The sequence below is a fragment of the Microbacterium amylolyticum genome (assembly GCF_011046975.1).
GTDB lineage: Bacteria > Actinomycetota > Actinomycetes > Actinomycetales > Microbacteriaceae > Microbacterium > Microbacterium amylolyticum.
Map to the genome: position 1 here is coordinate 378709 of NZ_CP049253.1, position 13987 is coordinate 392695.

Sequence of the window (13987 nt, forward strand, 5' to 3'; positions counted from 1 at the left end):
TCGGATGTCTGGTCTAACGCTCGGGTCTGTGCGGAGCATCCGAATGAATGGGTGAACGACGGGTTTCCCAGCAGATCCTCAGTCGCCATTAACTGCTCTGCCGCCGGGTGGAGAAGACGCTTTTCACCGCGAACGTAGCGCTACACGGGGCGCTGGTCAACACCTCTCGTTGGCGATGATCATCTGCCGAAGTGCTGGAGGGCGAGGTCAGCGCGGTCGGTCACGATGCCATCAACACCAATCGCGGCGAGCCTGTCCATATCGGCCAGCTCATTCACCGTCCATACATGCACCTCGGCCCCGCACGCGTGTGCCGCATCCACGAAAGCCGGTGTGACGATTCGAACGCGCCCGTGACGCTCGGGCACCTGTAGCGCGTCGATGCCCCGAAGGGCGCGGGCGGTTGCTCGACGCCACCGCAGACGGGATGCGGCGTACGCCTGCGCAACGGTTGATGTGCCCGCCGACGTCGCCGGGGCGCCGCCGATCGCGCGCGCTGCTCGCATCGCTGCTTGCCGTCGACGATCGCTGAAGCTGGTCAGCAGCACGCGCTCGGCGAATTGTCCGGCGATGCGTCCCGCTTCGTGTGCGGCGGCATCAGCCTTGACGTCGATATTGAATCGGACTCCCGGAAAGCCGGCGAGTGCGTCGGCGAGCCTGGCGAGGCCACCGCGGGTCGCCATCATCTCTTCGAGTTCGTGCGTCGTGACGTCGGAGATTCGTCGAGGATCGCCGAGAATGCGCTCGAGGCGATCGTCGTGGAACAGGACAATCTGCCCGTCGGATGTCCTGTGACAGTCGGACTCGATGATGTCCGCTCCGACGGCTTCCGCCGCGGCAATGGCTGCGACGGAATTCTCGAGAATGCCGTCCGCTCGCATCTCGTCGGTCACGAGGCCTCGGTGCGCAAGTATCCTCGGCGATTCCAACCCGCGCAGGAACGGATGAACAGTGCGATCGGGGTTCGCCATGGGCCGAAACTATCACCGCTCCGGCGAGGTGCAGGATGGAGCCGGCTACCCCGGGTAAAGTTGCGGCGACCCTGTTCGGCAATGCCGGACACCCCAGCACGACTTCAGGAGTCCCGAAAGTGTCTGAGCCTCTTCCCGCCGGTTCGTTCAACGGCAAGACCGTTCTCGTCACCGGCTCATCGCGCGGTGTCGGAGCGGACACTGTTCGCTACCTGGCCGCTGCCGGAGCGAACGTTGTCATCAACTTCCGGAACAAGGCTCCCCGGGCGGAGAAGCTTGCGCGTGAGGTTCACGAGAAGCACGGCGCGCAGACGCTCGTTGTCGGCACGGATCTCACCGATGCGGAGTCCGTGGCCTCAATGATGGGCGCCGTGAAGGACGTTTTCGGCGGGCTGGACGTGCTCGTTCTGAACGCCTCGGGCGGCATGGAACAGAACATGGGCGAGGACTACGCCATGCGTCTCAACCGTGACGCTCAGGTGGGTGTGCTGGACGCTGCGCTTCCGCTGCTGGGCCCCGGCACCCGCGTGGTGTTCGTGACGAGTCACCAGGCGCACTTCATCCGGACGACGCCGACGATGCCGGAGTACGAGCCTGTCGCACTCTCGAAGCGCGCCGGGGAAGACGCTCTTCGGGAACGCATCCCGGAGCTCGCCGAGAAGGGCATCGACCTCGTCGTCGTTTCCGGAGACATGATCGAGGGCACGATTACGGCGACGCTTCTCGAGCGTTCCAACCCCGGTGCAATTGAAACGCGTCGTGAGCAGGCAGGAAAGCTGCTCAACGTTGCGGAGTTTGCGGCCGAGATCGCCAGTGCGGCGCACGAGCCGATTCCCGCCAACAACGAGCGGATTGTCGGCGATACCTCAAGCTTCAACGGCGTCAGCTAACACCGTGAGCGGGGGCCATGGCGCCCCCGCTCACGTACCCAGCAGAACAACTGCGACAAACAGAACAGGCACGCACAGGAACGTCGTGAGGAACACGGCGTCCCGAGAGAGCGTGTATCCGATGCCGTAGCGCTGCGCATAGTTGAAAATGTTCTGGGCGGTGGGGAGCGCGCCAAGGACAACGACGACGAGCAGGGCGTGTCCATCAAGGCCGAAAATGAACCGGCCAACGACGTATGCCGCTACCGGCATAACGAACGTTTTCAGCGTCGTGGCCAGAATCACATCGCGCCGGGTGCCCCGGGTCGTGAGCGCACGCTGTCCCGTGAGTGACATACCGAAGCTGATCAGGATGATCGGCACAGCGGCATGGGCGATGAACGCGATCGGTTCCATCACGATGGCCGGCAGCTCGACGCCGGAGATCGACACAGCTACGCCCGTGATCGATCCGATCACGAGAGGGTTGCGGAACCCGCGGCCGAGCGCGCGCCACCACCGTGTCTCTCCGCTCGAGATCCCGTCGAGGATGGCGAGCGAGATGGGGGTGAAGACGAGCTGCTGCAGAAGAACAACCGGCGCGGCGTATGCGGCGCTCCCGAGGACATACGTGGAGATCGGGATACCGACGTTGTTTCCGTTCACCTGGCCCGACGAAAGCGCCCCCATCAGCGTGTCACCCCACGACCGCCGCCAGAGCAGTTTTGCGGTCAGCCCGTAGATGAGAAAGATCACGGCAGCGGTGACGGCCGATGCGGGAAGGAGCGCGGAGAATAGGCTTGCGACGTCTGCTTCGCTGAGAACGACGAAGAGCAGAAACGGGTTCAGTACGAAGAACGCGAGGCGTCCGAGCACGGCCCCACCGTTGTCGCCGAGAAGGCCAATGCGGCCAATGACATAGCCGATCGTGATGGCGACGCCAACGACGGCGAACCCCGTGAGCACGCCGATCATGCGCGCTGGTATCTGGTCACGGTGATCATCAGGAACACTCTATTCTCGAGGTGTCTTGCTGAGCCCTCCATATGGGACGATCAGGTCCATGAATCCTGGAGTAATCCATCCGGCGGATACGCACGACGTGATCCGTGTTCGCGGGGCCCGCGAGAACAATCTGCGCGGTGTTGACGTCGATCTGCCGAAGCGTCGCATCACGGTTTTCACGGGTGTGTCCGGGTCGGGAAAGAGTTCACTCGCGTTCGAGACGATTGCGAATGAATCGCAGCGGATGATCAACGAGACCTATAGCGCTTTTCTCCAGGGCTTCATGCCGTCGTCGTCGCGACCCGACGTCGATCTGCTGGAGGGACTGACAACGGCGATCGTGGTTTCACAAGATCGCCTCGCGGCGAACATTCGCTCGACGGTCGGGACGGCGAGCGATGCGGGAGCGATGTTGCGCACGCTTTTCAGCAGAATTGGCGAGCCGCAGATTGGTCCCCCCAACGCGTTCTCCTTCAACACCCCGTCAGTCACCGCAAAGGGGGCGATCGAGGTGCAGCGCGGCCAAAACACCACGCGTGAGCGCGCCGAGTACAGCGTTCTGGGCGGGATGTGCGCGGGGTGCGAGGGAACGGGCCGCGTGAGTGATCTCGACCTGACTCAGCTGTATGACGCGTCGCTTTCGATCAACGATGGTGCGATCCTCGTGCCGGGTTACAAGGTTGGCGGGTGGACTGTGCGTTTTTACGCCGAGTCTGGATTCTTCGATGCGGATAAGCCCGTGGGGGAGTTCACGGACGACGAGCTCAACGACTTCCTCTACAAGGAATCGGCGAAGGTCAAGATCGGCGGAACGAACATGACCTACATGGGTCTCGTTCCGCAGATCCGGAAGTCGATGTTGTCGAAGGACCGCGAGGCGATGCAGTCTCACATTCGGGCATTCGTCGATCGCGCCGTCACCTTTCAACCGTGTCCGGCATGTGAGGGAACGCGTCTTGCCGAACCCGCACGTCGCGCGCGCGTCGCGGGGGTGAACATTGCACAGTGCTGTTCGATGCAGATCACGGACCTGCTCGAATGGGTGCACAGCGTCGACGATCCCGGCGTGGCGCCGCTCACCGGTGCTCTGGAGGACTTGCTGCGGTCGTTTGTCGACATCGGGCTCGGCTATCTGTCGCTTGACCGGGCGTCGGGCACGCTGAGCGGGGGAGAGGCGCAGCGTCTGAAGATGATCAAGCACCTCGGCTCGCCGTTGACGGATGTGACGTACGTTTTCGATGAACCCACCGCTGGTCTTCACCCGCATGACGTGCCGAACATGAACGATCTGTTGCGACAGTTGCGCGATAAGGGAAATACGGTTCTCGTTGTCGAGCACAAGCCGGAGACGATCGCCATCGCGGACCACATTGTCGACGTGGGGCCCGGCGCCGGACGAGCGGGCGGCGATATCTGCTTCACCGGCACCGTGGAGGAATTGCGCAGCTCCGGCACGGTTACGGGACGCCATCTGGGGGACAGGGCGCGGGTCAAAGATTTGGTTCGGAGACCGACGGGAGCGATTGAGATTCGCGGTGCCGCAAGCAACAACCTGCGGGGTGTGAACGTCGACGTGCCGACCGGAGTTCTCGTGGCGCTGACGGGCGTCGCGGGTTCCGGAAAGAGCTCCCTTGTGGCTGAAGGTCTCGCGAACCGCAAGGGCGTTGTCTTCGTTGATCAGAGCCCGATCAAGGGCTCGATCAGGTCGAACCCTGCGACCTACACAGGGCTGTTGGAACCGATCCGCAAGGCCTTTGCAAAGAAGCACGGGGTGAAGCCGGCCCTGTTCAGCGCGAACAGCGAGGGAGCCTGCCCCACCTGCAAAGGAAACGGGCAGGTAACAACCGATCTCGGTTTTATGCAGGGTGTCACAACGCCATGCGAGGACTGCGGAGGTCGACGTTTTCTCGCGGATGTCCTGCAATATACTCTGGGGGAGAGGTCCATCGCGGATGTCCTGGAACTCTCCATTTCTGATGCACAAGAGTTCTTCGCCAGCGCAGAAGCACGAGTTCCGCCCGCCGGAAAAATCCTCGCTCGACTGGTGGACGTCGGTCTCGGCTACATCAGCCTCGGACAGACTCTCACGACGCTGTCCGGCGGTGAACGCCAGCGCCTGAAACTCGCAGCACAAATGGCAGAGGGTGCCGACGTGTACGTGCTCGACGAGCCGACAACGGGGCTGCACCTGGCCGACGTCGAGAACATGCTGTCGATGTTGGATCGTCTGGTTGATTCCGGTGCGACCGTCGTGGCGATTGAACACCATCAGGCGGTGATGGCTCACGCCGACTGGATCATCGACATGGGCCCGGGCGCAGGCCAGTCGGGTGGCCGAGTGGTATTCGAAGGCAGGCCAGCAGACCTCGTGGCGGCCCGGTCAACGCTCACCGGCGAGCATCTTGCGGAGTATGCGGTCTGAGCGGTCATTGCTGAGCAAATGAGGTGCTCGCGCGCCCTTCGCAGCGATATCAGGATTAGCCGATAATGCACATTATGTCAGCTCTTGATTACTGTGGGACCGTTTCGGCCATCGTGATCACTCTCCTCCGCACCACACACGCGTCGACCGATCTGAGAACGTGAGCACACGACCTGAGCACTTCTTCAACGTCCCGGACTCCGACCTCGACCGACTCGCCCGCCGGCTTCACGAGGCGGTCCTGCCGGACCAGACGCCTGGGCCCGACTGGTCCCGCGGCATCCCTACACGCGTTCTTGAGCGACTCCGGAGGCGGTGGATCGAGCGATACGACTGGCGCCAGTACGAACGTGCACTCAACCGTGAGCAGCACAGCTTCTACACCAGCGTCAGCGGACCGTTGCACTACGTCTGCCGCGACGGCGATATCGCGATCGACGCTCCGCAGTTGGATCACGCGGCGCTAGCCCGCGTTGGCAGGATGATTCGCGAGATCCATGACGCCAGTGTGAATGTCCCCCTCAGCGGCGGTAACGATGATGACGTGCTCATCCCGGCGCCGCATGTCGACCTCTTCTGCCACAACGACCTGGCACCGTGGAACCTGGTCTTGGGCGATCGCTGGGTATTTATCGACTGGGACAGCGCCGGTCCCAGTAGCCGAATATGGGACCTCGCATACGCCGCGCAATCATTCACGCTGAACGATGCGTCTGAAAACCCCGACATCGCCGCTGTGTGATTGCGCGCTTTGGTCGACGGATACGGCGCAAATATCGAGCTGCGGGAGCGGCTCCCTGATGCGCTTGCCGAGCGTACAGCTGCGATGCATCAGTTGCTCTCCGATTCTCATCGCACAGGTAATGAACCATGGGCAACGATGTACACAAGCGGCCACGGCGCCCACTGGCAGAGCGTTACCGCCTACGTGCGAAACAACGTCACCGTTTGGCGGCAGGCGCTCTCGACATGAGGGTGATTGCGATGAGTATTCCTTCGTCGCTCCGTCCTCACGGCTGAGATAGCGTGACACTGTGCAGTTCAGAGCGTTTACCGCCTACGCAGCCGAGGTGGGGTTGAACGTCGCGGTGACCCCCGAGGAACAGAACACCGATTATGAGGCGGGCATCGCCCAGATCGGTGGCGAAGATTGGCACATTCGAACTGCGCGAAACACGCCGAGCAAGCCGGGGGCGTTCGTCGCCTTCTGGCGGCGTGACGCAGATGGCGTGACGGCGCCGTTCGCGGAGGACGATCAGGCCGCCGGTCTGCTGGTCTTCGTCAATCGTCAGGACCGCCGCGGCGTCTTTCGATTCACAGGTCGGCACCTCGCCGACCTCCGCATCACCTCCGGAAAACGACCGGGTAAGCGAGGGTTCCGGGTGTATCCGACATGGTGCGAAGATCTCAACGCTGCGGCAACGGCGACTCAACGCGCTCAGGCGCTGGCCTTTCAAGAGCTGGGGGTTCAGGGCGGTTCGCCGCGCCCGTGATGCTGTCGCGCGACCACTCCGACACCACCGCACCCCTTCCCCGCATCGTCAGCGGACTGAAGCGAGCAGCCGGTCAAGAGCGGCGTGAGCGCTGCGCCGCGAGGCCGAGTCGCCGCCACGCTCAATGATCCAGAGTGCTGCTTCGTTCATGGCACCGGAGAGCTGCGGGGCTAGCGCCGCCGCCTCATCCCCGGACAGGCCGCAGTTCGCGAGGGCATCGCGAAGTTGCACGCCGGACGCCGCATCGTCGAGCGCGCGCCACTGAGCCCAGCCGATCGCGGCTGGCGCTTCGAGAAGAAGTACCCGTGCGGCATCACCTTCGGTGATCGCGTCAATAAATGCATGGCTCCCGGCAACGAGCTGATCCCAGGGGCTCTCCCCCGCGGCGTCCGCCACGGTCACGATGGCATCGGCGACGCAGCGGTGCAGCTCTTCAACTACGGCGGCGAACAGCCCCTGCTTCGAGGAGAAATGGTGATAAACCGCGCCGCGGGTCACCCCGGCTGCCTGGGCGATGTCTTCAACGGAAACACCCGCAAACCCGTGGTGTGCGAACGCCGTGATGGCCACGTCGCGGATACGGTGTGCGGTTGCCGCGGCTTCGGCGGCTGTAGCTCTAGGCATCAGGGCTTCCTTTACATGCGGTGTGTATGTATTCTACCTCTCAGATACATACACACTGAATGTAAAGGACTCGATCATGCACGTAACGAGCTTCTACCCCGTTCTGATGAGCGACGACGTCGCAGCAACAAGCGCGTATTACCAGCGCGTCTTGGGATTCGAAACGACGTTCTCCAGCGACTGGTACGTTAGCCTCCGCCTTGGAGCCGCTGAGCTCGCGATCCTCGACCGTTCCCACGCGACGGCCCCCCAGGGGTTCGGCGCGAGCCCGGCTGGTGTGATCATCAATGTCGAAGTGACCGACGCGGACACCGTCATCGCGGAGCTCCCGAACGACGTCCGGTTCGTCCTGCCGCTGCGCGATGAGCCTTTCGGACAGCGGCACGCGATCATAGAAGGGCCGGAGGGCGTTCTCATTGACATCATCCAGCCCATCGAGCCCTCGCCGGAATTTGCCGCTGCATATGCCGACGGCGCGGAATCGCGGTAGCTGACGGAGGGCGTGGCATACGCTCGACCCCATGCCCCTTGCACTCATCACCGGCGCGGCGCGCGCAAACAGCATCGCCGCGGGGATCGTTCCGCGGCTTCGTGACGACGGGTGGGACGTCGTCACGAGCGACATCGCGGGCGCAGACGTCTCTTGCGACCTTGAGACACGCGAGGGTCCGGAGCGACTCATCGCTGACGTATCTGCGGAACACGGTCCCATCGAGGCGCTGGTTCTCAGCCACGCTCACGACATCGAATCGGGAATTCTCGACACAACGGCGGAGAGCTTCGACCGTCACGTCACCATCAACGCGCGTGCATCACTGCTTCTGATCGCGGCGTTCGCCCGACAAGCGCCCGCGACCGGAGGCTCGATCGTTGCGCTGACAAGCGACCACACCACCGGCAACCTGCCTTATGGCGCTTCCCAAGGCGCCCTCGATCGTCTCGTCATCTCCGCTGCGCGGGAACTCGGTCCTCGCGGAATCTCCGCGAACGTTCTCAACCCCGGGCCAATCGACACCGGCTGGATGAATCAGGAGCTTCGCGAGACCCTAACGCCTGTGCACCCGCTCGGGCGGCTCGGAACACCGACTGACATCGCGGCGTTCGTGTCCTTCCTCGTCTCAGAAGAAGGACGATGGGTCTCGGGGCAACTCCTTCACGCCGACGGAGGCTTCTCCGCGCGGTACTAGCGACGATCCTGATGGAGGTTCTGCGCGTTGCGCGAACACTCTTCGCTCAACGCTCTGCTTCACGGTTGACTGGCCCCATGACACGCATTCTGGTGCTGGGCGGAACAGGTTGGCTCGGCGCGGAGATCGTGCGCGCAGCCCTCGCGGAGGGCGCCGATGTTACGTGCCTCGCACGCGGTGAGTCGGGCACGGTACCCGACGGGGCTCGCCATGTACGGGCTGATCGACGCGAGCTGTCCGCGTACGACACTGTTCTTGATAACTGGGACGAGGTCATCGAGCTCGCCAGTGATCCTGCGCTCGTGCGCCCTGCCCTGGACGCGCTCGCACCGCTGGCGCGGCATTGGACCCTGGTGTCATCCGTGTCCGTCTATGCACGAAACGACGAGCCCGGTGCTGATGAGTCCGCTGCCCTGGTCAGTTGTGATGATCTCGGAGAGTATCCCGCTGCCAAGGTTGCGGCCGAACAGGCAAGCGCTTTGGCTCTGAGCGACCGCCTTCTGGTGGCGCGGCCGGGACTGATTGTTGGCCCCGGTGACCCCAGCGATCGTTTCGGATACTGGCCAGCGCGGTTCGGGCGGAGCGGGCCTGTGCTCGTTCCGGAAACGGACGGTCGATACGTGCAGGTGATCGACGTTGCCGACCTCGCCGCATGGATCGCTGCAGCAGCCGCGGCGGGAACCACAGGATTCTTTAACGCCGTTGGTGAGGCCTATCCGTTCCGCGACGTGATCGACCACCTGAAAACAGCATCAGCGTCGGATCTCGAACTGGTCGCCGTCAACGATGAGGCGCTGAGAGCTGCCGGCGTCAACTACTGGGCGGGCCCCCGCTCCCTGCCGCTGTGGCTTCCGCGGGAGGACACAGCGTTTGCGCGGCGAGACGGGTCGGCGTTTCGGGCAGCCGGAGGAACGCTCCGCCCCCTAGCCGACACCATCGCACGCGTACGCGAAGATGAATTCTCCCGCGGTCTTTTCCGGCAGCGGCGCTCCGGTCTTACCCCGGACGAGGAAGCCGCGGTGCTCGGCGCACCGCGATAACGCAGGCGCCGGCATGCGCGACACCGCCGGCTAACGCGTACCGAGCTCCGTATCGATCCATCGCCCCAACCGCCAATATGCGACCTCGCGTGCGTCGTGTCGGGAGAGGAAAACGTCGTGCAGGGCGCCGTCGATGCGAACAATGGTGACAACCGGCCCGAGATTCAAAGCGGCGCGCGCGATGTCGTCAACGACGAGAACAGAATCCGTGCGGGTCAGCTCTTCGGACCACCGCAGCGGCGAAGCCGACCGAGCTGACAGCAGGACGCACACGGGCGCATCAATCGACAGGCCATCTGCCACCCGCGCGTGACCCTCGAGGATGGCGTGCAACCACCCCGCGTGAATCGGCATCGACTGTTCGGGACGCCAATCGAGGTTGATCTCCGCAAGATCATCCGGGTCCTCCGCCTCGCGCTGGGCGCGGGCGTAGAAGCCGAGGTCCACCTGAGGCGCACGGTCGAGCGGGCGTCGTCGAGCACGCAGATCGACGATGGGGGCGATCGTCTCGCGCTGCTGTCGAGGAAGTTGGAACTCGAGCCAGGGACTGTTCAGGATGAGCGCTGTGGCCGCGCCGGGGTGGCGATCCGCCCACAGACTCAGGATGAGCCCGCCTGTCGAGTGCCCCAATAGCACGAGGCGTCGCGGGCCGCGAGGAGCATCGGCCGCCGGTTCAGTGATCGCTTCGATCGCCGCGGCGATGTCCTCGTCGTACGTCTTGAGGTCGGCAACGTAGCCGTATGTCTGGCCGTCGCGCAGACTACGGCCGCACTTACGAAGATCAAGGGCATAAAACCGCGCGCCGCGATCGGTGAAGACACGGGCGAGGCGCTTTTGAAAGAAGTAATCCGACCACCCGTGCACGTAGAGAACGTCCACGTCTGACAGCGAGGGGATACCTTGGCGGAAAAACCTTTTCACCCAGGAGCGCGCCGGAGGAACCGACCGGACGAGCGTGGCGACAACTGTTCCTTCCTCGTCTTGGCCAAGATCAAGCGTCAGCTGCTCAAAGCCGTCACCCAGAACGTCAGGACGCCATTCTCGCGAGGACGATGCGTTCACGGCATCCAGCCTATGCGCGGCAACGTTCGTGCCGCGGGATCTTCGCTCACCTTGTGCCTATGCGAGCACGCGCGTCATGAAGACACTGTTCGGATCCGGACGGTACGCACCAAACGGGGCGCACTCCGAGAATCCGTGCCGCGCATAGAAGCGTCGTGCCGGAGCAAAGAACCCATCGCTTCCGGTTTCCAGCGAAACCCGGGCCACGTTGCGTGAGCGCGCATCACCCGTCGCGTGTTCAAGGAGCTGGGAGGCGATCCCCGTCCCCCGACATGCGGGCTCCGTGCGCATGCTCTTGAGCTCGTCGTGATGGTCGTCCAGGACGCTCAGCGCCGCCGTTCCGACGATCACACCATCATCGGCTGCTACCCAGAGCCGTACCCCCGGGCGCTGGAGCGCCTCAAAATCAAGAGCGTGCTGACTTTCCGGCGGTGCCGTCGGTTCCAAATCGGCAAGATGCGCCTCAAGGAAAACCCGGAGCTGGGGATCGGCGAAATCTGCGCGGGAGATCATCAACACAGATCGAGATTACCGGGAACTACTCGCCCGGAATCTCGAGATGCGCCTTCTTCGCCTGTTTCCGGTTGCGTGATTTCTCGAACAGCTTCTTGGCGTCTTTCGGGTCGAGGCGCCCCTCAGCGAGCATACGAATCGGACACCGCTTACAGCGCGGCTTCGACTTGCAACAGGTCTTCTTGGGCTTTGTCCGCTTCGACTTCTTTCCCGACCCCATGTCCACATCGTAGGCCGCGGATTTGGGTGTTGGTCTGCGCGGTGACTCGCACGGTCGCTGAAGCCATCAGAGCGTTAGGGCTGCCGAGACGCGATGATTTCACCGTGGGGTCGGGACCAGGGATCATGCCGAGAATCGTTGTGCACGACGACAAAGCCATGCTCGTTCAGAACGACCTTCAGGGAAGAAAAATCCCAGCGGTAGGCCCTCGACACAGCGTGGCTGAAGTCCTCCCCCGCCGGGCCCTCGAAGTACCCCAGTAAGAGCGAGCCGCCCGGCCGCATCACTCGGGCAAACTCAGCGATGACACCGCCGACATCGTGCGGATCGAAATGGATAATCGAATACCAGGACAAGAGTGCATCGACCTCTCCGGCATCACACGGAAGCTCTCGAAGGTCCCCGAGGCGGAACTCAGTCTCGGGAAAACGCGCGCAAGCGGCGTTGATGAAGCGCGTCGAACCATCAATGCCAATGACACGGCGATCGTCCGCACGAAGGTAGTCGCTCCAATGGCCGGGGCCGCAGCCCGCGTCGACGATGAGACCGGTAGTCGAGTTGGCCCAGTCGGTGATCGGCGGAGATCTGATCGGAGCACATCTGATCGCGGAGCTCGGAAGACAGAAGCCCGCCGCCGATGAGCGCAGCGACGAAATTGAAGTAGTCGCTGATCGTGGAGACCAACTCCGAGTGACTCTCGTCGAACGGAGCTGGCCCGACATAGAATCCAGACCCGGCAGGCTCGGTCATCCGCCGAGCGATCAACGGATTCGTTTCCTGGCTCCACGCCCGCCTCGCGGAACGCGTGACGCAACGGAGAATCGGACACGATGACGCCGTACCCGGTCTGGTTTGTCAGCATGTGCCGAAGCGTGATGGAGCGTATCGCCGGCGCTGTATCCGTCACATCGGCTTCGTCATGGACTGAACGCGGAAGATCGCGTCCGTCCGGATGGGTGCTCCGCCCGAATCCGCCGCGCCCCGGGCAACCGGATCGAGCGTCCTCCCGTAGCTCGCAACGGCACCGGGGATCGTTCCGTCCTGGATGTGGCGGTCAAGGAAGGCGAGCCGCGCTACGTCCATGCCTCCAGGCTAGGGACCCGTTACCGTCGGCAACAGTGCCGTTTTCCTCTACGCCGAGCTGTGCTGTTCAGAGCCCCACACGGAACGGCACGCACCGCGGTATGGAGTCGCGCGTGTTTTTGACTTCTCCGCAGTCGGCGCTCGACGCCTACATCGCTGCCACCAACACGCACGATTTCGATCGCGTGGCGGCCTCCGAATCCTCCGAGTGGAGCGGGGCGTCGTCGTAACCGCCCCACTCCCACCTCCAGAGGAGTTATCGGTTCGCGGCGGCCCGCAGCTGTTCGGCTGCCTTTGCCACGTCAACTGCGCCGTAGATGGCGCCGCCGGCAACGGCAACCTGTGCTCCGGCGTCGCGCACGGCGCCGATGGTCGCCTCTTTCACGCCGCCGGCAACCGAGAAGGGAACGCCCGACGCCGTCCCGGCCTCAAGCAGGTAGTCCAGGGAGTAGCCCGGCTGCGCCTGCTCGTCGAGACCGGCGTGCATTTCCACGAAGTCGGCGCCGAGTTCGACAACCTCTTTGGCGCGGGCTGCCTTGTCTGTGACACCGATCAGGTCGACGACGATGCCCTTGCCGTGCTTGTTGGCGGCAACAACCGCTCCGGCGATCGTCGAATCGTCCGCGCCACCGAGGACCGTCACGAGGTCTGCGCCTGCTTCGAACGCGATGTCAGCTTCGAGCTCGCCGGCGTCCATCGTCTTCAGATCGGCAAAGACGATCTTGTCGGGGTGGGCGGCTTTCATTGCGGTGATGACGGACAGCCCCGCACTCTTGATGAGCGGTGTGCCCAGCTCAAGAATGTCAACGTGCGGAGCTGCCTGAGCCGCAAGGTCAAGGGCGTGCTCGGTGGTGAGGGTGTCGATAGCAAACTGGATCTTCATCGTGTTCCTGTCGTTGGTGTTGGTGAAAAAGTCATTCGAGATTCGCGTGACGCGGCCACAGCTCGTCGGCCGACTGCTGGCCCGCGCGCCAGAGCGCGTCAAACAGCGCGTCGCCGATGACGACCACGGCCTGTTCGAAAAGCGAACCCGCGTATTGCGCAGACGCCTGCTCTGATCGGTCGAGCTTGGCCGCTGCCGGCACCTGGACGACCACGCGCGCAACTGCGACCAGGGGCGAATCCGAGGCCGTTGTAATCGCGCAGACCGTCGCCCCGACGGCGTGCGCCGTTGTCGCGGCCCGGACAACGCTTCCGGTGGTGCCGGACCCGCTTGCGACGATCAGGAGATCTCCTGCGCCGATCGCCGGGGTGGTCGTCTCCCCCACGACGTGGACGACGAGCCCCAGGTGCATCAACCGCATCGCGGTCATCCGCAGCGCAATCCCGGAGCGCCCCGCTCCCATCAGGAACACCCGCGAAGCGCCGGCAACGGCGTCGGCGAATTCGTCGAGAGCGTCATCCTCTCCGGAGGCCAGAAGATCGATGACGGAGCGGAGCTCGTCACCGACGAGGGACAGGGAGGTATGCGTTGCCGCGCGAAGAGATGTCACGGTAT

16 protein-coding genes are annotated in these 13987 nt (G+C 63.6%); 7 read left to right on the forward strand and 9 right to left on the reverse strand.

The features are described from left to right. Positions 1-179 precede the first annotated feature (179 nt). Positions 180-971, reverse strand: a complete 792-nt coding sequence (locus G6N81_RS01960) for a glycerophosphodiester phosphodiesterase family protein (protein WP_165132369.1) — start codon at positions 969-971, stop codon at positions 180-182. Positions 972-1090: 119 nt separating this feature from the next. Here G6N81_RS01960 and G6N81_RS01965 point away from each other — a divergent pair, with 119 nt between their 5' ends. After that, positions 1091-1861, forward strand: coding sequence for an SDR family oxidoreductase (locus G6N81_RS01965; RefSeq protein WP_165132371.1), 771 nt, complete (start codon positions 1091-1093; stop codon positions 1859-1861). Positions 1862-1891: 30 nt separating this feature from the next. Here the strand turns inward: G6N81_RS01965 and G6N81_RS01970 are convergent, their stop codons facing one another. Then, positions 1892-2815 (reverse strand): AEC family transporter, encoded by a 924-nt coding sequence (locus G6N81_RS01970; protein ID WP_165132374.1) that lies wholly within the window; start codon positions 2813-2815, stop codon positions 1892-1894. An 88-nt stretch (positions 2816-2903) separates the two neighbouring features. Here G6N81_RS01970 and G6N81_RS01975 point away from each other — a divergent pair, with 88 nt between their 5' ends. The 3 genes from G6N81_RS01975 to G6N81_RS01990 all read left to right on the forward strand — a co-directional run bounded on the left by G6N81_RS01975 (position 2904) and on the right by G6N81_RS01990 (position 6760). Further along, a complete protein-coding gene (locus G6N81_RS01975; RefSeq protein WP_165132377.1) occupies positions 2904-5267 on the forward strand; it encodes an ATP-binding cassette domain-containing protein in 2364 nt (787 codons plus the stop codon). A gap of 160 nt (positions 5268-5427) precedes the next feature. Further along, positions 5428-6009: an epoxide hydrolase N-terminal domain-containing protein gene (locus G6N81_RS12660; protein WP_241245025.1), complete on the forward strand. Its 582-nt coding sequence runs from the start codon at positions 5428-5430 to the stop codon at positions 6007-6009. Positions 6010-6301: 292 nt separating this feature from the next. Next, the gene (locus G6N81_RS01990) at positions 6302-6760 is read left to right on the forward strand and encodes a MepB family protein (protein WP_165132380.1); all 459 of its coding nucleotides are present in this window, start codon (positions 6302-6304) and stop codon (positions 6758-6760) included. A gap of 48 nt (positions 6761-6808) precedes the next feature. Here the strand turns inward: G6N81_RS01990 and G6N81_RS01995 are convergent, their stop codons facing one another. Next, positions 6809-7384 carry a TetR/AcrR family transcriptional regulator gene (locus G6N81_RS01995; protein WP_165132383.1) on the reverse strand — a complete coding sequence of 192 codons (576 nt, stop codon included), beginning with the start codon at positions 7382-7384 and terminating at the stop codon, positions 6809-6811. A 76-nt stretch (positions 7385-7460) separates the two neighbouring features. Here G6N81_RS01995 and G6N81_RS02000 point away from each other — a divergent pair, with 76 nt between their 5' ends. The 3 genes from G6N81_RS02000 to G6N81_RS02010 all read left to right on the forward strand — a co-directional run bounded on the left by G6N81_RS02000 (position 7461) and on the right by G6N81_RS02010 (position 9611). Next, positions 7461-7874, forward strand: coding sequence for a VOC family protein (locus G6N81_RS02000; RefSeq protein WP_165132386.1), 414 nt, complete (start codon positions 7461-7463; stop codon positions 7872-7874). A gap of 31 nt (positions 7875-7905) precedes the next feature. Then, positions 7906-8571: an SDR family oxidoreductase gene (locus G6N81_RS02005; protein ID WP_165132389.1), complete on the forward strand. Its 666-nt coding sequence runs from the start codon at positions 7906-7908 to the stop codon at positions 8569-8571. A gap of 77 nt (positions 8572-8648) precedes the next feature. Next, the gene (locus tag G6N81_RS02010; RefSeq protein WP_165132392.1) at positions 8649-9611 is read left to right on the forward strand and encodes an NAD-dependent epimerase/dehydratase family protein; all 963 of its coding nucleotides are present in this window, start codon (positions 8649-8651) and stop codon (positions 9609-9611) included. A 30-nt stretch (positions 9612-9641) separates the two neighbouring features. On the opposite strand, the gene G6N81_RS02015 is transcribed toward G6N81_RS02010, so the two are convergent. The 6 genes from G6N81_RS02015 to hxlB all read right to left on the reverse strand — a co-directional run bounded on the left by G6N81_RS02015 (position 9642) and on the right by hxlB (position 13982). After that, on the reverse strand, positions 9642-10673 hold the full coding sequence (locus tag G6N81_RS02015) for an alpha/beta hydrolase (protein WP_165132395.1): 1032 nt from the start codon (positions 10671-10673) through the stop codon (positions 9642-9644). A gap of 57 nt (positions 10674-10730) precedes the next feature. Continuing rightward, positions 10731-11186, reverse strand: a complete 456-nt coding sequence (locus G6N81_RS02020; RefSeq protein WP_165137585.1) for a GNAT family N-acetyltransferase — start codon at positions 11184-11186, stop codon at positions 10731-10733. Between the two features lie 294 nt (positions 11187-11480). Beyond that, positions 11481-12128 (reverse strand): class I SAM-dependent methyltransferase, encoded by a 648-nt coding sequence (locus tag G6N81_RS02030; RefSeq protein WP_165132401.1) that lies wholly within the window; start codon positions 12126-12128, stop codon positions 11481-11483. Positions 12129-12309: 181 nt separating this feature from the next. Next, positions 12310-12489, reverse strand: a complete 180-nt coding sequence (locus G6N81_RS02035) for a hypothetical protein (protein WP_165132404.1) — start codon at positions 12487-12489, stop codon at positions 12310-12312. 256 nt (positions 12490-12745) lie between these two features. Continuing rightward, positions 12746-13372 carry a 3-hexulose-6-phosphate synthase gene (gene hxlA / locus G6N81_RS02040; protein ID WP_165132407.1) on the reverse strand — a complete coding sequence of 209 codons (627 nt, stop codon included), beginning with the start codon at positions 13370-13372 and terminating at the stop codon, positions 12746-12748. A 31-nt stretch (positions 13373-13403) separates the two neighbouring features. Beyond that, on the reverse strand, positions 13404-13982 hold the full coding sequence (gene hxlB, locus G6N81_RS02045) for a 6-phospho-3-hexuloisomerase (RefSeq protein WP_165132410.1): 579 nt from the start codon (positions 13980-13982) through the stop codon (positions 13404-13406). Positions 13983-13987: the final 5 nt, after the last annotated feature.

Excerpts from the sequence above, each read along its gene's own strand:
- G6N81_RS01960 (WP_165132369.1), bottom strand. The coding sequence starts at position 971 with ATGGCGAACCCCGATCGCACTGTTCATCCGTTCCTGCGCGGGTTGGAA.
- G6N81_RS01970 (WP_165132374.1), bottom strand. The coding sequence starts at position 2,815 with ATGATCGGCGTGCTCACGGGGTTCGCCGTCGTTGGCGTCGCCATCACG.
- G6N81_RS01975 (WP_165132377.1), top strand. The coding sequence starts at position 2,904 with ATGAATCCTGGAGTAATCCATCCGGCGGATACGCACGACGTGATCCGT.
- G6N81_RS01995 (WP_165132383.1), bottom strand. The coding sequence starts at position 7,384 with ATGCCTAGAGCTACAGCCGCCGAAGCCGCGGCAACCGCACACCGTATC.
- G6N81_RS02000 (WP_165132386.1), top strand. The coding sequence starts at position 7,461 with ATGCACGTAACGAGCTTCTACCCCGTTCTGATGAGCGACGACGTCGCA.
- G6N81_RS02005 (WP_165132389.1), top strand. The coding sequence starts at position 7,906 with ATGCCCCTTGCACTCATCACCGGCGCGGCGCGCGCAAACAGCATCGCC.
- G6N81_RS02010 (WP_165132392.1), top strand. The coding sequence starts at position 8,649 with ATGACACGCATTCTGGTGCTGGGCGGAACAGGTTGGCTCGGCGCGGAG.
- G6N81_RS02020 (WP_165137585.1), bottom strand. The coding sequence starts at position 11,186 with ATGATCTCCCGCGCAGATTTCGCCGATCCCCAGCTCCGGGTTTTCCTT.
- G6N81_RS02030 (WP_165132401.1), bottom strand. The coding sequence starts at position 12,128 with ATGTCGGGCCAGCTCCGTTCGACGAGAGTCACTCGGAGTTGGTCTCCA.
- G6N81_RS02035 (WP_165132404.1), bottom strand. The coding sequence starts at position 12,489 with ATGGACGTAGCGCGGCTCGCCTTCCTTGACCGCCACATCCAGGACGGA.
- hxlA (WP_165132407.1), bottom strand. The coding sequence starts at position 13,372 with ATGAAGATCCAGTTTGCTATCGACACCCTCACCACCGAGCACGCCCTT.